Here is a 23022-nt window from a genome sequence, read left to right as displayed (position 1 = left end):
CGAAACGGGCCCCTCGCGCCTGGGGCCCGTTTCGACGTGCTCAGGTCGACTGGGTGAAACGCACGTCCAGTTCGGGCGTCAGTCCGAGGTCGGGTCCAGTGCGCGGCCACGGCACGTGGATGAGGATGTTGTAGTGGTTGGGAAAGTGGCATCCGTCGAACCCGAGCACCGTGCCCACCCGAACCCCGTCGATCCACACCTCGTCACCGCGGTCGATCACACCCGCGCACCTGATCTCCGCGAACCCGAGGAATCCGACCCGGTCGATCCGTGCGCCGGGAGTGGTGTCGTCGTGGTCGGTGGTGACGAGCTCGTGCACCTCACCTTCGCGCACGCATCGGCTGGCGAACGGTTCCAGGCTCATCCCCCGATCGTCACGCCGGTGTACCAGCACCTTCACGACCGTGCCGGTGATCTCCCGTTTCGGCCCGTTCTCGCGCATGCGTCTCCCTCCGGTACACCTCGTCCACAATGGACAGCAGGGCCAGGCCCTCGTCAGACCACGCCGCTCCCAGCCGCACCGCCTCCGCGAACTCACGCAGCACGCCTTCGTATTCGTGCCGGAGCGACTCCTTGAACTCCCGGTAGCCCGCCAGCATGTCCGCGTAGAGCACCGATCCGCCGGCCAGGCGGATCTCAACGTCCTTGACCTCGCCGGGAAACGACCAGTCGAGCTCCACGTTCGCGCGGTCGAGCACCAGCACCGCCTGCCGGTCGACACCGGCGTCGTCCCGGCTGATCCGGACGTCGCGCAGTACAACCTGCCCGAGGAAGAGCCGGATGAGGTCGAGCGCGTTCGGACCGTTGTCCGCGACACAGCCACCGCCGCAGCGCGTCGCGTCGAGGTACCAGCGGTCGTGTCCGACGTGGTCCTCGATCTGTTCCAGGTACCGCACCGTCATCGACTCGATCGTCGCGGTGCCGATCTCGTCGCGCAGCGCGAGCACGTTGCTGTTGTAGCGGCGGTGGAACGCGGTGAACAACGCGACCTGCCGCCGCGCGGCCCGGCCGGCCAGGTCATGGCCGTCGGCCAGAGTGGTGGCCAGCGGTTTCTCCACGCACACCGGGAGCCCGGCGTCGAGAACGTCCCGGCACACGATGGCGTGCACGTTGTTCGGCGCGGTGACGACGACCGCGTCCAGCCCGCCCGCGGCGAGCAGTTCGCGGTGGTCGCGGTAGCCGGGCACGCTGTGACCCGCCAGCGCGGCGGGGTCGCGATCGCAGACGGCGGCGAGCGTGAAATCCGGAGAGCTTTCCAGCGCGGACAGGTAGAAACGGGAGATCACGCCGAGTCCGGCGATGCCGAGCCGCATCATGCGCCCACCTCTGCCGTCACCGACCGCAGTTCCTCGAACAACGCCCGTGGCACCGGCACACCGTGCTTCCGCAACCGTGCCGCCCGTTCCCCCTCGTGCCAGCCGGGATACGACACCGGGGCTGCCGGGTCGAGCGCGGGCCAGCCGCGCACCGCGGCGAACAGTGACGCCGCGTCGGCAGCGAAGCCCTCGCGCAGCAGGTCCGGCGCGATCGCGATCGCCAGGATGCCGATGTCGTCGTCCCGATCACTGGCGGCGGACAACGCGCCGAGCGCCGCGCCGGACACCAGCGCGGCGAGTACCTCGACCAGCAGGCCCAGCCCGAAACCCTTGTAGGCACCGGTTTCTGGATCGCCGCCCAGCCACAGCAGGTGGGCATCGCCCCGGTCGAACGCCACCGGGTCGGTCACCGGCGTGCCGTCGTCGGCGGCGAGCCAGCCCGGTGGGATCGTCTCGCCCGCACGAGCCGCGGCGCGCACGCGGCCGGTCGGCACGACGGTGGTGCTCATGTCCAGCACGAACGGGTGCGCGTCGCCCGCCGGACAGGCCAGCGCGAGCGGGTTCGTGCCGAGCATCGGGGCGGCGCCGCCGGGTGGGCGGGCGATGCGCTGGCCGCCGCAGTTCGACGCGATCAGGCCGATCATACCGTGAGGCACCGCCCGTGCGGCGTGATAGCCCGCGCAGCCGATGTGGGTGGCGCCGCGCAACGACACCATCGCGATCCCGTGCCGAGAAGCTCTGCCACAGGCCAGTTCCACGGCTTGGCTGGCCGACCACAGCCCCAGTGTGCGCCGGGCGTCGGCGAGGACGCATGCGCCGACGTCGGTCTGGATCACCATGTTCGCCAAGGGATCCGTGCGATCGTCGTCGAACAGCGGGAGGTACAGCCGGGTCAGGTTGACCAGGCCGTGCGACGTAACGCCGGTCAGCTCGCCGTGGCACAGCGCTTCGGCGGCGATCATCGCCCGGTCGGTGGGCATCCCCCTGTCGGCGAACACGCCGGCCACCGTGGACAGCAGGGTCTGATAGGGCACCAGAACCGTCATGCTGCTCCATTCCTGGTGAACTCGAGGACGATGTCGCGCACGATGTCGGCGAACCGGTCGAGTTCGGTGACATCGGCGAACTCACCACGAGCGTGAGCGTTGTTGGCGCCGAGCGAACCCGGCCCGAGTACGGCCGTCCGGGCGTTCGGCACGCCGGCGAGCCAGATCGCGTCGCAGGTGAAGGCCGGTTCGTCGGCGGGCCACCGCGGCACGATCGCGTCCAGCAGCGGGATGTCCTGAGCGGGCAGCGAGGGCAGCCCGCGCTTCACCCACCGCAGGCTGGTGATTGCCGTGGCATCGGTGGCGGTGCGGTGGAAGAAGGGCATGTCGCGGAAGCGATCGGAGAACTCGGCGAGGCCGGTTCGCAGACCCGTCTCCAGCGCCGCGCTCATGGTCCGCGCCGACTCCGCGCAGTGGTAGGCCATGTTGAGCAGCAGCTCGCCGCTGCCGTAGACCCGGTTGTGCAGCCGGCCGGTGTGCAGGCCCGCCACGCAGACCTGGCCGCGCGAGGCGAGACCGACCGCGAGGTGCTGGGCGAGAAACCCGAGCAGCACCGTGGCGTTGTGGCCTCGGTGCGGCTCGTCGTCGATCGCGTCGTCGCCGTCGACCCGCACGCTCGCTGTCATCGCCGCCGTGCAGCGCGGGAGGTTCCGCAGCCCGGTCGGCTCGCAGAAGATGTTGAGCCGACCGTGGAATCCGGCCTCGACGAGCGGCCGGGTGCCGAACGTGCCCATGGCGCCACCCTCCTCGCCGGACACGGCCTGGATCAACACCCCGGCCTCGTGGCCGACCGCCGGGTCGGCGGCGACCGCCGCCCTGATCCCGGCCAGCATCGCCACCGCCGGCCCCTTGGCGTCGATCGCACCGCGCCCGTGGAACCTGGTGCCGTCGAAGCCTTCCGGTTCGAACGGCGCCACAGTGTCGAGGTGCACGTTGAACATCACGGCGGGCTCGGCAGGCCCGAGCCGGAGCACCAGACTCGGCTGGCACGCGAGGAACTCCGGTCCAACGTCATGAAGAATCGACGGCACATCCGGACGACGGAGCACCGAAGGCGCGGGCGCGGCGAGGTGGGCGACGCGGAAGCCGATCCCGGCCGCCGCCGAGGCGAACACGTCCATCGCCTCCCAGAGATGGACCTCGGCCGTCGTCTCCAGCGGACCGGCGGTCGGCAGGCTGAGCAGACGGAGCAGCAGGTCCCGGTCCTGCCCGATCAACGGACGAGCCTCGCCATCGCCCGGCCCGCCGCGAGGAACGACGTCACCGCGTCGGCGGCGAGCTCACCCGGCTCGTGCGGTCGCAGGGCGAGGTGCGGTTCCAGTGACCAGGCGCCGCGGTAGTCGTTCGCCCGCAACAGCTTCACACAGTCCGCGATCCGCGCGGTGCCCTCGCCGGGAATCGTGAACCCGTGCACGTCCGCGTCCTTGACGTGCACGTGTTCGACGTGGCCGACGATGTCGCCGAGCAGGTCGAAGCCGTCGTAGCCGTGCGCGACGCCGTTCCCGGTGTCGAACAGCAGCTTCAGCGCCGGGCTCGCGACCTCGTCGAGCAGCTCGAGCATTCGCGCGGCGTCGGCGCCCGCCCAGCCCGAGCAGTTCTCGTGCAGCAGTGTCACGCCACCGGCTTCGGCCCTGCGGGTGAGTGCCGTCATCCGGGTGACCACCCTCGTGCGCCAGTCGGGATCGTTCAGGCCGTCGTTGGGATACGACATGATCCGGAGATACCGGGTGCCGATCGACCGGGCCCGCCGGGCGAGCACGTCGAGTTCGGCGATGTCGTGCTCGAAGTCCGCGGTGATCGGACGGGCCCAGTTGCCGATCCGCGAGGCCAGGCAGACCACCTGCAGCCCGTTGTCCGCCAACGCTGTCGCCGCCGCGGCGAACTGGTCGTCGGTGAGGTCGGCGACGGCCTGCCGACCGATCGTGCGCAGCTCGATCGCGGGCCAGCCCAGCTCGAGGAGCACCTCGATCTGGGTGGCGAGATCGTGTGCCGCCTCGTCGGTGATCCCCGCCAGCACGGGCTTCGGTGCAGGCCCTGGGTCAGCCGGCATGACGTGCCACCACGACGCGGTCGTTCTCCACGCGCGCCGCGGGCACCACCGGTTCCGCGCAGATGTTCTTGGCCACTGACAACAGCTGCACGACCTCGACGGCGAAGTTGAACCCATGCGTCTGCTCGCCGCCCGCCTGGAACTTGCGGTACACCTGGATCATCCACTCGGTCAGCGAGTCGTCGCGGAACACCAGGTGCTCGCTGCGGCCGTTCGCCCGCAGGGTCAGCTGCGAGTGGTCGTCGTCATCGCTCACCGCGAAGTGCCCGACCGCGCTGCCGTTCGCGAAGTCGATGGTGATCCGCCGTTCCCGCACCGGGCAGGTGAGATCGGAGCTGAGCTCGGTGTGAACCCCCGAGTTGTGCCGAAGACCGACGTTCGCACCACCCATCCGAGCGCTGAACTGTCCGTCGACCTCGAGGTCGGCTCCCGTCGCATGGGTGACCCGTGCGGCACCGGCCAGCCGCAACGCGAGCGCGACGCCGTGTGGCAGCTCGACGTCGAACGCCGTCGGATGGCCCGGCGCCGCGAACGAGCGGCGGAACCGCGGTTTGTTCTGCACGATGGTGATCGATTTCGCCGCGCCGAACCGGCCGGAGCGGATCAGTTCGATCAGCCGCATGGTGAGCGTGCTGGTGAGCCACGGCTCGACGACCTCGATGTGCAGCCGGTGCTTGCGCCGCGCTCGGATGATCCGCGCGAGGTCGTCGGCGTCGGATGCGAGCGGCTTCTCCACGATCATGTTGCGGAAACCGAGCTCGGCCAGCTCGGCGATCACCGCGTGCCGCTCGGTCGGCGGTGTGCAGATGTGCACCACAGTGCCGGCGCGATCGAGTCGGCGGACAGCTGCACCGATGCTCGTTGTGGCGACGAGGCCGGGCCGGCGCGGCGTCCAGCGCGGGTCGTACGCCACGATGTCCTGACTGCCGAAGAGCTGTGGGTCGCACGCCCGGGCTTTCGCGAGCACCGGAAGATGCAGGCCCGCTCCGGCACGGCCGAGTCCAATCACGAGTGACTGCACGGTTCATCCCATCTTCGAGCAGGAATTCGGGCCGATTTCGACGCTAGCCGGAGCAGGGCGGGTGTCAATGCCAGCCAGTCATCATTGACCAGGAAGAGTGAACCGGATCACCGGTCCGATAATTTGTCCTACTCTCGGAAACGGTCTATCGCCGCCGGAGGTGGGTACGCTGTCGGTCCCTTTTCACATGCAATCGGCCACATTCGCAGAAGTGTGGCCCACGGCTCGTCAACACATTGTCGACGTGATCGAGAATGGCAAATACTCACACGGTCACAAGGTCGCCCAGCTGGAGTCCGCGCTGGCCGCCTACACCGGCGCCCGTTTTGTCATCGCGGTGAACAGCGGCACGGACGCGCTGGTACTGCTGCTGCGGGCGGCCGGTTTGCGGCCAGGCGACGAGGTGGTCGTTCCCGCCTTCTCGTTCGTCGCGTCCGCGTCGTCGGTTGTGCTCGCAGGGGGCCGCCCGGTCTTCGCCGACATCGAGCCCGACGGGTACGGCATCGCCCCAGCCTCGGTGGCCGAAGTCGTCCGCGAACGCACTCGGTTCGTCATGCCGGTGCATCTGTTCTCCCAGCTCGTGGACATCGACAGGCTGCTCGACGTCGCCTGGCGGCTTGGCCTCACGGTGGTCGAGGACAGTGCCGAGGCGATCGGGATGCGGCACCGCGGCACGCATGCCGGTCTGCTAGGGGTGGGCGGCGTGCTGTCGTTCTTCCCGACGAAGACACTGGGCGCGATCGGCGACGCCGGCGCGGTGCTCACCAACGATGTGCGCATCGCTGACATGGTCGGCGCACTGCGCCACCACGGCCGGTTCGGCCGCACGATCGACAATTTCCCCGGTATCTCGAACGAGACCGGGCTGCCGGGAATGAACAGCAAAATGGATGACATCCAGGCCGCGGTGCTATTGGCGAAACTCACCCGGCTGGACGCGGACATCGCCCGCCGCGCGCAGCTTGCCGCGCACTACACGGAGTTGCTCACGGGACTGCCCGGCGTGCGCAAGCTGCCCACAGCCCGGCCGAGTGGCGTGTTCTACGTCTACGTGATCGAAGCCGAGGCTCGCGACGAGCTGGCCGCACACCTGTCGGCGCAGGGCGTGCAGACCGAGATCTATTACCCGGTGCCTCTGCACCTGCAGCCTTGTTTCCGCGACCTGGGACATCGTCCTGGTGATTTCCCGAATGCCGAGGCGGCGTGCCGGCGCGCCATCGCTCTGCCTCTCTACCCGGATATGTCCAATGTGGACGTTGAAATGGTCTGCGGGAAAATTCGCGAATTCTACCGGGGACGGTCATGACCCTGCCGTTCTTCCCGCCTGATCTGTTCGATGACGAGCAGGACGTGTTGCTCGGCGTCGTCGAGAGCATCGGTCTGGCGCCGGAGCAGAAGTTCATCCTCGGTGGACACACCGCGCGGTTCGAGGAGGTCATCCGCGGCTCGGTGGGTGCCGCCGACGCGATCGCCTGCGGCAGCGGCACCGCGGCGCTGTCGCTGGTGCTGCGCGCCATGGACGTGGGTCCTGGCGACGAGGTGATCGTGCCCGCGTTCGGCTGCGCGCCGCTCGCCGCCGCTCCGGCGATGCTCGGAGCCGTCCCGGTCTTCGCCGACGTCGATCCGTGGACGATGGTCGCCGATCCCGCCGAGATCGCTCGGCTGATCTCCCCGCGCACCAAGGTGATCATGCCCGCGCACATGTTCTCGGTGATGGCCGACATGCCCGCGATCCGCCGGCTCGCCGACAGCGCTGGCGTCCGGTTGCTCGAGGACTCCGCGGTCGCGCAGGGAGGCATGCTCGAGGGCACGCCGGCCGGTATGTGGGGCGATGCGGGCATCTACTCGTTCGTGCAGGTCAAGACGTTCGGAATGCCGGGGGAGGGCGGCATGGTAGTCACCGCCGACCCTGAACTCGGCGCGGCGGTGCGGATGCTGCGCAATCACGGCCAGGACGGGAGGACGCGGTTCGTGCACCACCGCATCGGCTGCAACAGCCGGTTCGACGAGATCATGGCGGCGTTCCAGCTGCACCGGTTCGCCACCTTCCCCCAACGGCTCGAACGCCGGGCGCGCATCGGCGAGTACTACACCGACCGCTTCGCCGAACTGGCCGGCTGCGGGGTGCTCGCGCCGCCGCGTGCCCGCGACGGACGATGCTTCTACGTCTACTCGTTGCTCGCCGAGCGCCGGGATGCGTTGCGCGATCACCTTGCCGCACAAGGCATCGGATCGCACGTCTACTATCCCGCGGCACTTCCGCGTCAACGTGCGTTCGCTCCGTACGTCCGCGGCGGCGTCTGGCCCGCCGCCGAACTGGCCGCGCGGCGCACTCTCGCCATCCCCATCTACCCGCATCTGACCGATGTGCAGGTGGAACGCATCGCGGACGCGGTGTGCCGATTCGCCAAGGAGTCACCATGAAGGTCCAGGCAACCCGGATTCCCGCACCGGACGAGATCGCGGAGGAGTGGCGCAGAAGGGCCGAGCGCTCCGGACTGGCTCGCGTCATGCGTGCCTCGCAGCCGGCTGAGCTAGCCGAGGACACGACCATCCGGACTCGTCAGCTCGTCACGCACCACCTGCGTTCCCTAGGCCCGATCGAGTCCGCGCTGGAGATCGGCTGTGGCATGGGCAGGATCACGCCGGCCATCGCCGCGCGGGCCGACGCCGTCACCGCGATCGACATGACTCCGCGCATGCTCGAGCTGGCCCGCGCGGCGTGCGCCCACCTGCCGGGCGTCGAGTTCCTGCAGGCCGACGTCCAGCGGCTTCCGTGGCGGGACAAGAGGTTCGACGTCGCGGTCTGTGTGTGGGTGCTGATGCACGTGCTGGACGACGACGAGATAGCCAAGGCGTGCCGCGCGATCGCGGGCGCGGCGCGGCACCTGGTGCTGGTGGAGTACGAGCACGCGGACATCCCGGTCGGCCGGTACTCGCGACTGCGCGACCTCGACGACTATCTCGCGCTGGTGCCGGGTTCCCGGCTGGTCGAACGGCACGAGCTGGCCTATGGCGGCGACCGCTCGTTCACCGCGCTGATCGCGTTGGAGGACCCCCGATGACCGCGATCACGCGAGCCCGTGGCGCCGCCTACTTCCGGCTCGCGAAGCTCGACATCCTCGACTACTACCTCGGCGTGGTCGTGGTGTGGACGTCGCTCGTCCCCGCGCTGCGGTTCGACGCGGGCGTGCTCACGACCACCGCGGTGTTCCTGCTGGGCGAGGTGTTCGTGATCGCCGCTATGGTGGCGCTCGACGACCTCACGGGCTACCGCGACGGCAGCGACGTCACCAACTACTCACCCGACGACCCGGCCCGCAGGCGATGTCGCAAGCCGCTGGTGGCGGGCACGCTGACCGAGGACCAGGTGCTGCGGTTCGCCCAGGTGACAGGCGTGATCGGCGCCCTGCTCTGGCTCGCCGCCATCGCGATCGCACCGCACGTTCCACTGTGGACCGTTGTGCTGATCGCGGTCACGTACTTCTTCTCGCTTCAGTACTCGTGGGGCGTCAAGCTGAGCTATCACGGTTTCCAGGAGTTCTTCATCGCCGGGCTCGGTTGGGCGCTGGTGCTCGCGCCGTACGGCCTCGCGACCGGCCGGATCGACGGCTTCGTGCTGGCTCAGGCGCTGCTGTTCGGGCTGGGGCCGTTGCTGTTCGGCGTGTACTCCAACACCAACGACGTGGTGGGTGACCGGTCGGTCGGCAGGCCCACCGTGGCGGCACTGACCTCACCGCGCGGCAACATGTTCTTCGTCATCGCGGTGTCGGTGGCCGAGCTCGCGGTGATCCTGGCGGTGCCCGTGCTGGACGGTCCGTGGTGGTTCCCGCTCGCGATGCTGCCGACGATCGTGCTGCGGGCCGGGCAGGTGTGGATCGGGTTCGCCCAGCACGACATCCTGCGGGCCAGAATGCTCGGCATCCGCATCCACCGGATCACCGTGGCGGCGCTGGTCGTCGTGAACCTGGTGGTGATCAGGTGACCGACCTCGATGTCGCCGTCATCGGCGCCGGCGTCGCCGGACTGACCACCGCGTTCCGGCTGCGCACAGCGGGCAGGGAGGCGCGGGTGTTCGAGGCGGCCGACGTGGTGGGCGGCCGGATGACGACGGTGCGTGAGGACGGCTTCCTCATCGACAGCGGTGCCGAGCAGATCCCGGCGGCCGGCTACCCGGAGACGTGGAGGCTGCTGGGAGAGCTCGGCATCGACCGCGGCGCTGTGCCAAGGATCGGCCGGGGCATCGCGATGTGGCGTGGCCGGGCGCGGTCCGGGGTCGCGAGCGCACGCGGCCTGGTCACGGGCGCGGGCCTGCCCGTGCGGGCCCGCCTGGAGCTGTTGCGGTTGCTGCGCGGGCGGTTCGACCTGGAACGTCCGGAGGACTCGTCGCACGCCACGGTCGCAGAGGCGTGCCGGGGTGACCTGCTGGACTATCTGTGTCAGCCGCTGGTGTCGGGTTTCTTCGGCTGGGATCCCGGACGTTCCGCCGTCGCGCCGTTCCTCGCGCTGCTCACCTCGATCGGTCCGGCATCGACCTGGCGGACCTACCGCGACGGCATGGACACCCTCGCGCGCGCGGTCGCGTCGCGGGTGGACGTCACCACCTCGGCCGCGGTCGATCGGGTGGTCGACGACGGTCGCTCGGCCCGGATCTTCGTCGGTGGCAACGAGATCAGCGCCCGTTCGGTCGTGCTGGCCGTGCCTGCTCCGGTGGCTCGCCTCGTGCACCCGGAGCACGGATCGGAGTTCATCGACGCGTGTTCGTTCTCGTCCGTGGTGAAGGTGCATCTGCTGCTCGACCGGCCGCTGGGCCGTCGTGACTACGCGGTGGTCGTTCCGACCGCCGAGAACGGCACGGTCTCCACGATCATCTTCGACCACCTCAAGCACTCCGGCCGCGCGCCGGAGAACCGGGGCCTGGTCACGGTCATGGCTCATCCGTCAGTCACCGGGGACCTGATGCGGGCACCCGACGAGGCAGTGGTGGCGCGACTGACCGACACCGCGGAACGTCTGGTGCCCGGACTCCGCGCGGCGACCGGCCGGGCGATCGTGCGGCGGTTCCGGTGCGCGCTGCCAGAGGCGACGCCACGGGCGCTCGCGTTGCGGTCCTCGTTCGAGGCGGGGCTGGGTGGGGTCGTCGACTACGCGGGTGACTGGGTGTACCTGAGCCCGTGCAGCGAGGCGGCCGTGCGGTCCGGCGTGCGCGCGGCGCATCGCCTGGCCCGGAAGAAGGAGCGGGTGTGAAGCCACACGACATGGGGACGTTGTTCGAGCAGTGCGCCGGCGCGGCGACGACCGTGTTCCTGGACCGGCCGTTCGACATCGCGCCCGCCCGGGGCGACACGTTCACCATCGCGCAGCTCGCCGATCTGGTGCTCGACGCCGCGGGATGGATGTCCGAAGCGGGGGTGCGGCCCGGTGACCGGGTCGCCGTCGTCAAGCGCAACCACTGGGACTACGACCTGCTGGCGTGCGCGGCGGTGCGGCTCGGCGCGGTGCCCGCGTTGCTGTCCGGCCATCTGCCCGGCGACACGCTGGAAACCCTGGTGAAGCGCCTCGATCCGACGCTCGTGGTGACCGACAGGGCGGTGAGTGCCCGGCGGGTGCTGCGGATCGACGACTTCACCGCGGCCAGGCCGCCCGCGCCCCACCGCAGGCACGACGACGCTCCGTTGATCATCAACCACACCTCCGGCACCACCGGGGTGCCCAAGCTGGTCGTGCACACCACCCGGACGATCATCGACAGGCTCGCGCGACCGGAGTCGGTGCGCTGGCCGGTCATCGGCACCCGGCGTGATGACGTGATGGGCAACGCCAGTTCGTATGCGCACGGCCGGACGTTCTGCTGGACTGCATCAGCGCTGTGTCTCGCGCCGCGCGAGATCGTGCTGCTGAGCGACGCGTCCTCGGCGGCGCGCGTGTTCGGCGCGCACCCGCCGACGGTGCTGGAGGCACTGCCGGCGGCCTACACGCGCTGGCGGCCGCTCGCCGCCGGGCCGGACAACCCGTTCCACGCCGTCCGCCGGTTCGTCAGCACCTACGACGCGATGCACCCGCCGGTGATCAGAACGATGCTGCGCGCGTCGCACCACCGACGTCCACTGTGGATGCAGGGCTGGGGGCAGACCGAGACCGGGCCGCTCTCGTTCCGGTTCCTCACCCGGCGCACCGCGCACACGACCCGCGATCTCGGCAGACCGATTCCGGGAATGGCACGACTGCGCGTAGTCGATCCACACACGTTGGCCCCGGTGCCGCGCGGCACCGCGGGGCTCTTGTTCGCCCGCACCCGCGCCCGGTGCGCGGGCTACGTCGGCGAGCAGGATCGTTGGGACGCCAAGGCGGACGGGCCGTGGTGGAACACCGGCGACCTCGGCATCGTGAGCCGCACCGGCGCGGTGACGCTGCTGGACCGCGAGGTGGACACAGTGGCCGGACTCAGTTGCCTCGCCGTGGAGGACGCCGTCGAGGACCGGCTGCCCGGCGTGGCGGAGTGCGTCCTGCTCGCAGCCTCCGGGAGGCACCCGATTCCCGTGGTGGTGACCGATACCGAACTGGACCTGACCGAATGGCGGCTCGCGGTTGCCGGCCTGCCACCGATGACCGAGCCCGTGGTCATGCGCTGGGACGACGTACCGCGGACCGGAACCGGCAAGGTGCGACGACTCGAACTGCTGGCGCGGCTGGTGGGCGCCGCCGACACGAACGGATCGGGGAGGTGGACGTGACGACGACCTACGTCTTCGACAACCACAGCGTGCACGCGACCGAACAGCATCGGTGTCTCAGCGAGGCATACGACCCGATCACACTGGCACGGCTGGCTGAGACCGGTGTCGATCGGGGCTGGCGCTGTCTCGAGGTCGGCGCGGGCGGCAGCAGCATCGCACACTGGCTCGCTGCCCGCGCGGGCTCGGTGCTCGCCACCGACATCAAACCGGAGCACGTCACACCGGCGCACGGGATCACGGTCCTTCGGCACGACGTGGTGCACGACCCGTTGCCGGACAACGAGTTCGACCTCATCCATGCGCGGCTGGTGTTGCAGCACCTCCCGGAACGCGAGGCCGTGCTGCGCAAGCTGGTGCGCGCCTTGAAACCCGGAGGGTGGCTGCAGATCGACGAGTTCGACATCTCCTACGGCCCGGTGCTGCTCGCACCGGACGAACGGGCGGCCGAACTCTACGAGACCTTCCTGGCCGCCAAAGAGCGGACGTTCCGCACCGCGGGCGGAGACGGCACGTGGGGCAGGCGGGTCGCCGCGTCGATGGTGGCCGCGGGGCTCGTCGATGTGGACCCGGTGCCCGCGCTGTTCCCGTGGCGCGCGGGATCGCCGGGTGTGCGGCTGCTGGTGCATCACACACATCACCTGCGGGACAAGCTGATCGCGGCAGGCATGACCGACGAGCAGCTCGCCGGGGTGCGCGCGGTGATGGCGGACTCGCGGTTCCGCGCGTCGTCCTGCGTCGTCTATTCGGTGCACGGAAGAAGGCCCGCGTGATGCTTCCGCTCGAAGTGGTGTCCGTGGCAGGCCCGGTCGACGTGCCGCTGGCGGGAGAACAGGACGTGCAGGCCGCGTGCGGGATCATGCACGTGCACGGCCGCCGGTTCGGACGGCCGACGCCACTCGGCCTCGACTACGCCTCGATCGTCGCGGCGGAACTGGCGGAACTGGGCGCTCGCGCGCTGACCTTCGCCCAGGCGCGGGGAATGCCGTTGTACGCGGTGTCCACCTCGCTGGCCCAGGCCGCCCTGCTCGCCGTCGCGCAGTACCTCGCGGCGGCGACAGCGGACGACCCGGCTGAAACGCATTCCCCCGGCGGGCCGCCGTTTCGCTCGGCCGAAGGGGTCTCGTTCGAGCTCGAGGCCCTCGATCCATCGGTGTGGCAACGGTTCTGGGCCGCGTTCGGCGCGGACGACCGAGCCGTGTCACAAGGGTGGCGTTCGTTCCTGCACCGGTTCGCGACCGCGACCTGTCCGCTGCCCCTGTTGCCCGAAGTGCTCGCCGCACACCCGATGGCGTGGATCACCGACGTGGCCCGTTCGACCGGTATGACGCTGGTGCGCGTATCGGATCAGCCCGTCTGCCACGTGCCCGCGTTCGAGCTGAGCGGCGTGAGCGTCCATCACCGGCGTGGATGCCCGGCCGAGTTTCCGTTGTCCGGGCTGCTTCCGTTGTCGGGGCTGGTGGTGCTCGAGTCGTGCCGCCGGGTGCAGGGGCCGCTGGCCGGGCACCTGTTGCGACTGCTCGGCGCGACCGTGCTGCGGATCGAGCCGCCGGGCGGGGACCCGTCGCGTTGGGTGCCGCCGATGGCCGGTGACACCTCGGCCCGGTTCCGCGCGCTCAACTGGGGCAAGGACGTGGTCGAGATCGACCTGAGCACGGCCGGCGGGAGGCGGGAGGCGCTCGAGCTCGCGACGAGTGCGGACGTGTTCCTGCACAACTGGGCGCCGGGCAAGGCGGAGCAGTGGTCGTTGCGGCACGCCGATCTCGCACGCGTGAGACCAGGGATCGTGTACGCGCACGCGTCGGGCTGGGGCACCGAACTCGGTCCGAACCCGCCGCTGGGGACGGACTTCGTCGTGCAGGCCTACAGCGGGGTTCCGCCATCGCTGATGACGATCGTCGACGTGTTCGGCGCAGTCGTGTGCGCACACGGCATCGTGGCCGCGCTGACCCGCGGTGCCACGCGGGTCGACTCGTCGCTGTTGTCCGCGGCCTGCAGGCTGAACTCCTGGCAGAGGCGCCGATGCGCCGAGCCGTTGACCGTGCCGGTGTGCGACGACCTGACCGCACTCGCCGCGGACCTCCGCTTCGCCCGTGCTCTCATCCGGGAGGACTGCGTCCTGGTCTCCTCGCCATGGGAGTTCACGTCTTGACTTCTCTCCCCGCTGAAGCAGGGAGATTCACCCCTCGCGGCCTGAACGTCGAGCTGTCCACGAAGGAGTCCGGATGACGTGGGTGTCCGCTGCCGGGATGGTTCTGCGGGACCTGGTCCCCGCTGAGCTGCGCCGCGACTGGGTCGCCCGAGGGCACTGCCCGGACCGCGACCTGCACTCGCTGTTCCGCGACCGGGTCCGGGAACATCCGAACCGCACGGCGCTGATCGACGACGAGGGTGAGCTGTCCTACGCCGAGCTGGATCTGCTCGTGCAAGCGCTTGCGACCCGGCTGCCGTACGGCACCACGGACATCATCGGTGTCCAGGAACCCGATGGCCGTGCCGCCGTCGTCGCCGAGCTGGCGGTGCTCGCGGTGGGTGCGGTGGTGCTGCCGCTGCCCGTGGGCGCCGACACCTTGCTCTCCCGCGCCGGCGCGAGCGCGCTGATCGCCGGTGGGGTGGTGAGTGGAACAGAGCGCTCTGGCACTCCGAACCGCGCAAGACCCCACCCGGAGGCGCCGGCGAAGATCCTGCTGTCGTCCGGCTCGGAGGCGGAACCGAAGATGGTCGCCTACTCGCACAACGCGTTCGCCGGTGGGCGGGCCAACTACCTGCGGGCAGTGCACGGTTCCTCGCCTGTGCCTCGCGACCTCGTGCTCGTCTCGCTCACCTCGTCGTTCGGCTCGTTCGGCGTGCCGATCACGTTGTGCTGTCTGGGCGGCACGCTGATCCTCACCCGGAAGTTCGCTCCGGGCACCGCGTTGCGGCTGATCACCGACCACCGTCCGACACACGTGTTCGCGGTGCCGGCGATGTGGCGGCGGCTCGCGGATCACCCCGCCGGCCTCGATGTCTCTGGCCTCGTCGCGCTGGTGTCGAGCGGCGACGTGCTGCCCCCCGCGACACTCGCCGCGTCTCGCGCACGGTTCGGCGTCGACATGATCACCGTCTACGGCTCGTCAGACGGTGTGAACTGCCACACGACGACACCCGAGAACGGCGTGGGCGTGCCGGACCCCGCCGTGTGCGACATCCGGATCGTCGACGGCGAGATCTGCGCACGCGGCCCGATGACGCCACTGTGCTACGTCGGCGCACCCGAACTGGATGCCCGCCATCGGCTCGACGGCGGCTGGGTGCGCACCGGCGATCGCGGCCACTTCGACGGTGCGGGTCGGCTGCACGTCACCGGCAGGGGAAAACGTGTGGTGATTCGCGGCGGCTACACGATCAGCTCGGCCGAAGTGGAACTGGCGATCGGCGGACACCCGGCGGTCTGCGAGGTTGCGTGCGTGCCGGTGCCGGATACCGAGCTGGGCGAACGGCTCTGCGCGATCGTGACCGTCCGCAATGGACAGAACCTCGAGCTCCCCGGCCTCATCGCGTTCCTGTCCGCTCAGGGACTGGCCAGGACCAAACTGCCGGAGTTCCTGCTCACCCTGCCCGACCTGCCCGTGGGCCGCACCGGCAAGGTCTGCCACCGCACACTGGCGCGGGTCGCCGCCGATCGATGTGGAGCGAACGCATGACTCCCCACGGAACGCGCTACGCGGCGCTGGGCGTGCTGGCGAAGACCGTCGACGACAGCGCGGTTCTCCCCGCAGGGCTGCGGGAACTGGTGAAACTTCGGTGCTCGCAGCTCAACGGGTGCACTTTCTGCGTCCGGCTGCACTCGGCACTGGCGGGCGAGACCGGGGAACGGCTGGAGAACCTGGCATCGTGGCGCACCCATCCGGACTTCACCGGACGCGAGCGTGCGGCGTTCGCCGTCGCCGAGGTCGTGACGCTGGTGCGCGACGGCCAGGTGCCACAATCCGTGCTGGACGACGCGCGCCGCGAGTTTGGTGAGAAGGGTGTCGCCGACCTGCTGTGGACCGCGGTCGTGGCAAACGCCTTCAACCGGCTGGCGATCAGCACTCGTCTCGGATGACGGGGATCTGCCCGCGGCCGCGTCAGGCGAAAGCGTGTTCACTCCGACAGGGGCTGTCAATACACCTCTGGCCAGTACGCACGAGCTGCCGGCGATGCCGGAGTCCGGCTGTCCGTCGGCCGGAAGGGACAATGCTGGGACAACGCGCTCGCCGAGTCGTTCTTCGCCACCATCAAGACCGAACTCCTCGACCGGCAGTCCTGGCCCACAAAGCCAAGGCGCACAAGGCAATCTTCGAGTACATCGAGGGCTGGGCATGATATGCGGGTGATCCGTTGCCGGGCCGGTCCGGTCGGGCAGGTGAGGTCGCCGCAGGCACTCCAGCCTCGGCTACCTCAGCCCCGCCGCCTACGAAGCCACCCGATACCAGCCAGCCGATCAGGTAGCGTGATCACACCTCATCGACCTTGTCCGTCAAAACGGGGCAACCCCAAGATAGATCGCTCGCGACCAGCGCCGGGGCCATGTCGTGAACACCGCTGCGCTGTGTCGCGGCGTCCCGCCGACGCGGGATCGTTGTGGCTCTGGCGTTCGCGTCAGACGGTGATCAGACAGCCGTGGTCGTCGCGTGCGCCCGCGTCTTCGTCGTCGAACCAGTGACCGTTCGAGCCGAGGTAGCGGAAGCACAGGGTGGTGCCCCGCGGCATGACGACCGTCGCAGTGCGGCTGCCGTTGGAGCGGGCTCGGAGTTCGGTCGCTCCTGGCGTCCAGTTGTTGAAGTCGCCGACCACGCTGACGGGTCCTGGCGGCTCATGCCGGGGCAGCGTCCAGGTCACCCGCATTTGCTGGTCCTTAGCAGGCACGATCCGGATCATTGAGTCGTTGTTCCTTTCGCGCTTCTCGGTTGCCGTGTTGTAACAGCCTGCCGATGAGTACCGCACTGGACGAACCGACGCGCTTGTGCGGACGGCACAGTCGCCGAATCGGGTGGTCTTGCAGGTGACAGCTTCGAAGTGTCTGGCTGACTGCCGGGCCGACTCAACTCTCCGCCCGCGCGGCAGAGCGGTGCACCGGGAAGATCGGTGCCGCCATGACACGTCAGCGTTGAGTCGTCGCAGCCGCACCGTCTCCTGCCACGAGGACAACGGGCTGGTCCGGGACCTGCTCCACTCCACCGGCGTCGGCGCGGTGTGTGGCGACCGCCCAGAAGGCTGGTGGAGGACCATGACCACGCCGCCCGGCTTACCCTCAGTTTCATCTGCCAGAGCCGCAACATCCTTGAGGGCAGGCAGATCGTCTCTCTGCTTCAGCCCGGCCGCCGCACGGAGCGCGACGCTCGCGCAACGCATCCGGGCGCTTCTCGGCATCGAAGCTCATGTCTGACCTCACGTTCGAGTGTCCGAAAGGATGTGGAAGGAGTCGCACGCGGAATGAGGGACGGTGAGGTCAGGAGCCGGGTGTTCCCCAGACTGGACAAGATCGCGACGGCGATCGAACGATCAGATGTAACTCCTCCGGGTTCACTTCACCCTCCTACTGGACGTCCGTGCCTGTGCGCGGGCGCGTTCGCAGACGGCGCACAGGCACTCCAGCAACGTCTCTGGACGGACCTCGACCACAGCGCCGGCGTGCACGGCAACGAGGTGCTGCGCAAGCTGGCCGCACGCCGGGGCAGGCAGGTCACGCTGCTGGTGGTGTTCTCCAGCGGGCTGGGCAGCACGTCCGGGGACGCCTCGGAACTGCTGACCGGCCTCGGCAGCATCGCCCACGCGATCAGCCAGACCCCGCACGGCGATCCGGCGGCGGCAGCCGCGGTGGCGCAGGTGCTCAGAAAGGGCACCATGGCCTGGGTTGAGAAGCATGGCGACGCGTTTCGCGTTCGCTGTCGGCTTCACGACGGAACAATTTTTCTCTGAGAAGGGGTTTGAGGCCAAAGCGGCGACGGACAACCGTGCCGCCGGCGTGGAGTCGGACCAGCGGCAGCAGCGGTTCGTCGACCCGAGGCTCGCGAAGACCACGATCGACGAGTGGATCCAGGAGTGGTCGCAGGCGCACGCGTCACGGCGATGACGTGGTCGACCTACGACTCGCACATTCGCAATCACATCCTGCCGCAGTGATCCGGCGCGACTCTCGGCGATATTTCGCGGATCAAGGTGACGGCCAGCGCCCCCGCAGGGGGCCGCACTAGCTTGAGACGTGACAGATTCCAGCCTCAGAGCGGATCGAGCCGAGCCGTTGTGAAACGAGCCTGGTGCCGCTGCACAGGTTGGTCTCCACCCGCCGGTCACTGGAATCGCCGAACGCGAAGATCAGATATTCGGAACCCTTGGCCAGCTCGATGCCACACATGGCGCTGTGAACGGTGGTGATGACGTTCACGTGCCGCGGAACTTCCCCCTTGAGCACCTCGTGGACGCGCACCGCATAGCGATGCAGATCGTCGAACGGATCGGCCTTGTGGCCACGCTCGACCGTCTTCTGGAGAACCGTTCCGGTGAACACATGATCCGCGCGCTCGTAGTGTTCCGCTTCACTTTCGATCGCGCACGAACACGCACTGGCGGGGCTGACGAACACGCCGACAAGGAGAGTCGCGGTCAGAACACCGACCGACGCAACATTTCCGAGCAAACGCAGACGCACCATTTCGTCTCCCTTGCACAGCCTGAATCGGTCGGACTGCCCCAACCGGAGCGTAAGCACCCTGTGCATCACTCGGCCAGAGCTCCGCCGAAGTGCACCGAGTCGAGTGAATGGTGATCTTGTTCGCCCAGGTGGCGGTTGGCTGGACAAACCTGGTCTCGTCGTGGTGCAGGAAGAGGATGGACGCGGTGCTCGCGGCGGCTCGTTGTGGGCGGGCGCAGGGGCCGGTCACTCTCGGCACGCCATGCTGCAGCACAGTCACTGTGCCGAAACGCAGTAGCAAAGCAAGGCAACCCGTTCACGCTGAGTCATCAAAACAACGCCGTTCACTCGTTCGCGCCGAACCATCAGGTGAACGTCAATCGATTTTGAATCTGCACCTGACTAGTTTCGCTAGAAGTGTGATCACATTTTTATCACCAATCGGCGGACAAGTGTCACCTGAATAGTGGATAACCAATTATCCGGAGGTCTCGATAGACCTCATACCGTTCCTTGGATCCCCGAAGAATGAGGTCGCCATAAGTTTGCAGCGCGTGATCACCGACGAGCAGGATCTGCAGATCGCTCCTGTCTTCGCTCAGCGGATCGACGACGACGTCATCCCGAAGGGCAGGCTGCCTGAGAACCCGATGCCCGCGGGCGTCGCGGCGGGTATCGTGCACTCGCGGCTGTTGCTCGACGGTCGGGCAGCCCTCAACCTGGCCACGTTCTGCACGACGGTAGCCGAACCGGAGCTGGAGCGGATCTACGCGGACACCGCCGCGATCAACCTCATGAACCGCGAGGAGTACCCGGCCAGCTCCGACATCGAGCAGGAGTGCATCAACGCGCTGGCGAACCTGTGGCACGAGGACGACGGCCGGTTCATCGGCTGCTCCACCAGTGGCAGCTCGCCGGGCTGGCCATGCTGCGCCGCTGGCGGGAGCGGGGCGGCACCGGCAAGCCCAACATGGTGTTCGGCAGCCACGTCCACGTCTGCTGGCCGAAGTTCTGCAACTTCTGGGACGTGGAAGCACGCATGGTGCCGCTCGAAGAGGGCCGCACGATCCTCGACCCGGCGCTCACCGCCGAGGCGGTGGACGAGAACACGATCGGCGTCGTCGCGGTGCTCGGCAGCACCCAGGACGGGCGCTACGACCCGGTCGCGGAGATCGCGGCCGCACTCGACGGTGTGGCGGCGGACCGGGGCGTGGACGTCCCGTTGCACGTCGACGCGGCGAGCGGCGGATTCGTCGCGCCGTTCCTCGACGTCGACTTCGCCTGGGACTTCGCACTGCCCAGGGTGGTCTCGATCAACGCGTCCGGCCACAAGTTCGGTCTCGTCTACCCAGGGTCCGGCTGGTGCCTGTGGCGTGATCCCGAGTACCTGCCCGAGTCGCTCGTCTTCGACTGCAACGTGCTCGGCGGCCACCACCCCACGTTCACGCTCAACTTCTCGCGGCCCGCCTCGGGCGTGATCGCGCAGTACTACCAGTTTCTGCGCAACGGGCTGGCCGGCTACCAAATGATCGCGCAGCGGTGCCAGGAGGTCGCCCGTCAGGTCGCGAAGGGCGTCCAAGCCGTCGGGCCGTTCGAGATCGTCGGCGACGGCGAGGATCTGCCGGTGGTGGCCTTCCGCCTGCGCGACCCGGAAGCCGTGGGCTTCACCGTGTACCACCTGTCCGAGGCGCTCAAGAGCGACGGCTGGCACGTGCCCGCCTACAGCCTGCCGCCAGACCTGGAGCACGTCCACGTGCTCCGCGTCGTGTGTAGGCAAGGGTTCACGCTCGACCTCGCGGCGAAGTTCCTGGAAAGCCTCGCCAAGCACGCCGAACGGCTGGGGAGCCACCCGTTCCCCCTGCCCGAGGCGACCGCGCTGTCGTTCGCGGACTGACGCCGTGGTCACGATCTCGGAACAGGAGACCGACCCCTACCCCGCCTACGCCCGGCTGCGCCGGGAAGAGCCCGTCAGCTGGGTGCCGGAGGCCCGCCAGTGGCTGGTGACCGGCTGGCACGACGTCCACACCGTGCTGACCGACACCGAGCGGTTCACCACCGACCAGCCGGCGTCGCCGATGCACGGTGTGTGCGGTGGGACACCCATGTTGTTGAGGGAGGGCGAGTCGCACCAGGACGTGCGGGAGGCGTTCCGGCACGACTACGACGCCCACCGGGTGAACGACTACGTGGACACCATCGCCCGGCCGGTCGCGCACCGGGTCGCCGACGAGGTGTTCCCGGCGGGTTGCGCCGACCTGGCCGCCGACTACTTCGAGCCAGTCGCGGCTATCGCCGAGGCCACGCTGCTCGGCGTCGGTCCCGGTGGCGCGGACACGCTGCGCCGCTGGGGACAAGCGCTGACGAAGGTGGCGAACAACTTCGGGCGCGACCCAGCGGTGGACACTGAGGCGGCCGCCGTGATGGCCGACGACGCGGCGGTCACCGCCGCTGTCCAGCGGTTGCGGGAGCAGCCCGACGGATCGGTGATCTCCCACCTGTTGCACGCCAACCGGCGTGGAGAGGCCCAGGCGGACGCCGACGTGCTGCCGGTGCTCAAGCACATCGCGCTGAGCGTGATCGAGCCTGCCTGGCTGGACTCTGGTGGCGCTGTGGTCGGAGCCGGACCAGCTCGTCGCGATCCGCGCCGACCGGACACTGCTCGGCGCTGCGGTGGAGCGGTCCGGTCGGCGTGCTGGGCAGGCGCACGACACGGGACGTGACACTCGGCGGCCGGCAGATCCCGGCGGGCAGCATGATCGCGGCGGCCATCGCCTCGGCCAACTGGGACGAGGCGGAGTTCACCGAACCTGAGCGGTTCGACCGACACCGCGACGTCCGCATGCACCTCGGGTTCGGTGTCGGGCCGCACGACTGCCCGGCGCACCCGCTGGTCACCGCTGTGGCGCGCACCGCGCTGGACGTGTTGCTGGAGCGGATGCCAGACGTGCGGCCGGCACCTGGTTGGCAAGCGGCGCCGCACGACTGGAAGCTGCGGCTGCCGGGACCGATCGACGCGATGTGGGACGCGGCAGAGAGGAGGGCGTCATGGCCGGACCAACGACGCGGAGATCCCTGCTCGCGGAACTCGATGCCGACCCGTACCCGGTGTACGCGCGGCTGAGGGCGGGACAGCCCGTGTGCCTACTACCGGAGGTCAACCAGTGGCTGGCGACACGCTGGGACGACCCCGAGACGTTCACCACCGACATCCCGGCCGCGCCCGTGGTCCGGCTCTGCGGCGGACCACCGCTGATGAACCTGAACGGCCCCGCGCACCAGGACCTGCGGCAGGCGATCGAACCGACTACGCGCCGCACCGCGTCAACGATCACGCGGACGCCATCGTCCGGCCATGGGCGGAGAAGATCCTCTCCGACTTGGCCTCGGACGGGCAAGCAGAGCTGGTGTCGGCGTACTTCGAGCCCGTCGCCACGCTGCGGCATGCCCCAACTGTCCGGCGTGGACAACGCGGACGCCGACCGGCTGCGGTGGTGGGGTATCGCGCTCATCGACGCACTCACCAACTTCAGCCGCGACCCGGAGGAGGAGACTGCGGTGGCGGACGCGATGGCCGACCTGGACGACGTCCTCACACGCGCGCTGGTACGGGTGCGAGCCGCACCGGACCGTTCGGTGCTGTCACACGCGGTGCACGCCCACCGCCCCACCGGCCAACCCCGGCCGGAGTCGGATTTGCTGCCCGTGCTCAAGCAACTCGCGCAAGCTCAGCTACAGGCGGGTTGGGTCGGCGCGTGGACGCTGAGCGCGTTGCTCGCCGACCGCGAGGTCCTCGCCGAGGTGTCGGACAACAGGTGGCTCGTCGGCGCCGCCGTCAACGAAGCACTGCGGTGGACTCCGCCGCTGGGCAACGTGACAAGGCGGACCACCCGTGCGGTGGCCCTCGGCGGCGCCGACGTCCCAGCCGGGGCGACGCTCTCGGTGAGAGTGGCATCGGCGAACCGGGACGAGCGCGTGTTCGACGACCCGGACCGGTTCGACGTGCACCGCGACGTCCGGACGAACCTGGGTTTCGGCGCGGGGCCGCACGGGTGCCCGGCGTTCCAGTTCGTGATGGCGGTCGCGCGCACGTCGGTGGACGTGCTGCTGGACCGATTGCCGGGCCTGCGGCCCGCACCGGGTTGGCGGCCGGCCCCGCACGGATGGAAGCTGCGCCTCCCCGGCCCGCTGAACGTCGTCTGGTGA

At 69.2% G+C, this 23022-nt stretch carries 25 protein-coding genes; 16 read left to right on the top strand and 9 right to left on the bottom strand.

Translation table 11 applies throughout. The features are described 5' to 3' along the window. Positions 1-40: 40 nt before the first annotated feature. From DI276_RS10525 to DI276_RS10500, 6 genes are read right to left on the bottom strand one after another with little or no spacing between them, the layout of a single operon-like run. Entirely contained in the window at positions 41-442 is a 402-nt protein-coding gene (locus DI276_RS10525) for a DUF6917 domain-containing protein (RefSeq protein WP_112263070.1), read from the bottom strand. Beyond that, entirely contained in the window at positions 375-1316 is a 942-nt protein-coding gene (locus DI276_RS10520; protein WP_112263069.1) for a Gfo/Idh/MocA family protein, read from the bottom strand. Before DI276_RS10520 ends, DI276_RS10525 begins: the two co-directional genes overlap by 68 nt. Continuing rightward, a complete protein-coding gene (locus DI276_RS10515; protein WP_112263068.1) occupies positions 1313-2362 on the bottom strand; it encodes an Ldh family oxidoreductase in 1050 nt (349 codons plus the stop codon). Before DI276_RS10515 ends, DI276_RS10520 begins: the two co-directional genes overlap by 4 nt. After that, the gene (locus tag DI276_RS10510; protein ID WP_198680550.1) at positions 2359-3579 is read right to left on the bottom strand and encodes a M20/M25/M40 family metallo-hydrolase; all 1221 of its coding nucleotides are present in this window, start codon (positions 3577-3579) and stop codon (positions 2359-2361) included. The genes DI276_RS10515 and DI276_RS10510 overlap by 4 nt, the downstream gene beginning before the upstream one ends. Further along, entirely contained in the window at positions 3576-4412 is an 837-nt protein-coding gene (locus DI276_RS10505) for a sugar phosphate isomerase/epimerase family protein (RefSeq protein WP_112263067.1), read from the bottom strand. The genes DI276_RS10510 and DI276_RS10505 overlap by 4 nt, the downstream gene beginning before the upstream one ends. After that, positions 4402-5433, bottom strand: a complete 1032-nt coding sequence (locus DI276_RS10500; RefSeq protein ID WP_112263066.1) for a Gfo/Idh/MocA family oxidoreductase — start codon at positions 5431-5433, stop codon at positions 4402-4404. Before DI276_RS10500 ends, DI276_RS10505 begins: the two co-directional genes overlap by 11 nt. A 244-nt stretch (positions 5434-5677) precedes the next feature. On the opposite strand from DI276_RS10500, the gene DI276_RS10495 reads away from it, so the two are divergent. From DI276_RS10495 to DI276_RS53360, 11 genes are all read left to right on the top strand, one after another. Beyond that, positions 5678-6739: a DegT/DnrJ/EryC1/StrS family aminotransferase gene (locus DI276_RS10495; RefSeq protein WP_232836567.1), complete on the top strand. Its 1062-nt coding sequence runs from the start codon at positions 5678-5680 to the stop codon at positions 6737-6739. After that, on the top strand, positions 6736-7857 hold the full coding sequence (locus tag DI276_RS10490) for a DegT/DnrJ/EryC1/StrS family aminotransferase (RefSeq protein ID WP_112263064.1): 1122 nt from the start codon (positions 6736-6738) through the stop codon (positions 7855-7857). Before DI276_RS10495 ends, DI276_RS10490 begins: the two co-directional genes overlap by 4 nt. After that, positions 7854-8498 carry a class I SAM-dependent methyltransferase gene (locus DI276_RS10485; protein WP_232836566.1) on the top strand — a complete coding sequence of 215 codons (645 nt, stop codon included), beginning with the start codon at positions 7854-7856 and terminating at the stop codon, positions 8496-8498. The genes DI276_RS10490 and DI276_RS10485 overlap by 4 nt, the downstream gene beginning before the upstream one ends. Beyond that, positions 8495-9418, top strand: a complete 924-nt coding sequence (locus DI276_RS10480) for a UbiA family prenyltransferase (RefSeq protein WP_112263063.1) — start codon at positions 8495-8497, stop codon at positions 9416-9418. The genes DI276_RS10485 and DI276_RS10480 overlap by 4 nt, the downstream gene beginning before the upstream one ends. Continuing rightward, positions 9415-10680, top strand: coding sequence for a protoporphyrinogen/coproporphyrinogen oxidase (locus DI276_RS10475; RefSeq protein ID WP_112263062.1), 1266 nt, complete (start codon positions 9415-9417; stop codon positions 10678-10680). Before DI276_RS10480 ends, DI276_RS10475 begins: the two co-directional genes overlap by 4 nt. A gap of 11 nt (positions 10681-10691) precedes the next feature. Further along, entirely contained in the window at positions 10692-12167 is a 1476-nt protein-coding gene (locus DI276_RS10470; protein ID WP_198680581.1) for a class I adenylate-forming enzyme family protein, read from the top strand. Then, the gene (locus DI276_RS10465) at positions 12158-12940 is read left to right on the top strand and encodes a class I SAM-dependent methyltransferase (RefSeq protein ID WP_198680549.1); all 783 of its coding nucleotides are present in this window, start codon (positions 12158-12160) and stop codon (positions 12938-12940) included. The genes DI276_RS10470 and DI276_RS10465 overlap by 10 nt, the downstream gene beginning before the upstream one ends. After that, positions 12940-14319: a CoA transferase gene (locus tag DI276_RS10460; protein ID WP_112263352.1), complete on the top strand. Its 1380-nt coding sequence runs from the start codon at positions 12940-12942 to the stop codon at positions 14317-14319. The genes DI276_RS10465 and DI276_RS10460 overlap by 1 nt, the downstream gene beginning before the upstream one ends. A gap of 73 nt (positions 14320-14392) precedes the next feature. Further along, the gene (locus DI276_RS10455) at positions 14393-15850 is read left to right on the top strand and encodes a class I adenylate-forming enzyme family protein (RefSeq protein ID WP_112263059.1); all 1458 of its coding nucleotides are present in this window, start codon (positions 14393-14395) and stop codon (positions 15848-15850) included. Next, complete coding sequence (locus tag DI276_RS10450; protein WP_198680548.1) at positions 15847-16251, top strand: carboxymuconolactone decarboxylase family protein; 405 nt, start codon at positions 15847-15849, stop codon at positions 16249-16251. Before DI276_RS10455 ends, DI276_RS10450 begins: the two co-directional genes overlap by 4 nt. A gap of 108 nt (positions 16252-16359) precedes the next feature. Continuing rightward, the gene (locus DI276_RS53360) at positions 16360-16851 is read left to right on the top strand and encodes a hypothetical protein (protein ID WP_408610528.1); all 492 of its coding nucleotides are present in this window, start codon (positions 16360-16362) and stop codon (positions 16849-16851) included. Here DI276_RS53360 and DI276_RS10440 read toward each other — a convergent pair. Then, entirely contained in the window at positions 16788-17033 is a 246-nt protein-coding gene (locus tag DI276_RS10440) for an isoamylase (protein WP_332874633.1), read from the bottom strand. The genes DI276_RS53360 and DI276_RS10440 overlap by 64 nt on opposite strands. 786 nt (positions 17034-17819) lie before the next feature. Between DI276_RS10440 and DI276_RS10430 the strand changes: the two genes are divergently transcribed. After that, a complete protein-coding gene (locus DI276_RS10430; RefSeq protein WP_112263056.1) occupies positions 17820-18107 on the top strand; it encodes a hypothetical protein in 288 nt (95 codons plus the stop codon). 271 nt (positions 18108-18378) lie between these two features. Here the strand turns inward: DI276_RS10430 and DI276_RS10425 are convergent, their stop codons facing one another. Further along, complete coding sequence (locus tag DI276_RS10425; RefSeq protein WP_157984623.1) at positions 18379-18840, bottom strand: hypothetical protein; 462 nt, start codon at positions 18838-18840, stop codon at positions 18379-18381. 434 nt (positions 18841-19274) lie between these two features. Continuing rightward, positions 19275-19688 (bottom strand): hypothetical protein, encoded by a 414-nt coding sequence (locus DI276_RS49845; protein ID WP_157984622.1) that lies wholly within the window; start codon positions 19686-19688, stop codon positions 19275-19277. Here DI276_RS49845 and DI276_RS10415 point away from each other — a divergent pair. Genes DI276_RS10415 through DI276_RS10405 form a run of 4 tightly spaced genes read left to right on the top strand, consistent with a single transcriptional unit; the run spans position 19682 to position 23022 of the window. Continuing rightward, positions 19682-20713, top strand: a complete 1032-nt coding sequence (locus DI276_RS10415) for a glutamate decarboxylase (RefSeq protein WP_112263053.1) — start codon at positions 19682-19684, stop codon at positions 20711-20713. The two genes, DI276_RS49845 and DI276_RS10415, sit on opposite strands and share 7 nt — an antisense overlap. 4 nt (positions 20714-20717) lie before the next feature. After that, the gene (locus DI276_RS49840; RefSeq protein WP_157984621.1) at positions 20718-21539 is read left to right on the top strand and encodes a cytochrome P450 family protein; all 822 of its coding nucleotides are present in this window, start codon (positions 20718-20720) and stop codon (positions 21537-21539) included. Further along, positions 21536-21940: a cytochrome P450 gene (locus tag DI276_RS10410; protein WP_232836565.1), complete on the top strand. Its 405-nt coding sequence runs from the start codon at positions 21536-21538 to the stop codon at positions 21938-21940. The genes DI276_RS49840 and DI276_RS10410 overlap by 4 nt, the downstream gene beginning before the upstream one ends. After that, positions 21865-23022 carry a cytochrome P450 gene (locus tag DI276_RS10405; protein ID WP_112263051.1) on the top strand — a complete coding sequence of 386 codons (1158 nt, stop codon included), beginning with the start codon at positions 21865-21867 and terminating at the stop codon, positions 23020-23022. Before DI276_RS10410 ends, DI276_RS10405 begins: the two co-directional genes overlap by 76 nt.

This window comes from Lentzea terrae, from assembly GCF_003265345.1.
Taxonomy (GTDB): domain Bacteria; phylum Actinomycetota; class Actinomycetes; order Mycobacteriales; family Pseudonocardiaceae; genus Lentzea; species Lentzea terrae.
The sequence above is the reverse complement of the archived record's forward strand: the minus strand, read 5'-3'. Positions and strand labels throughout refer to the sequence as shown.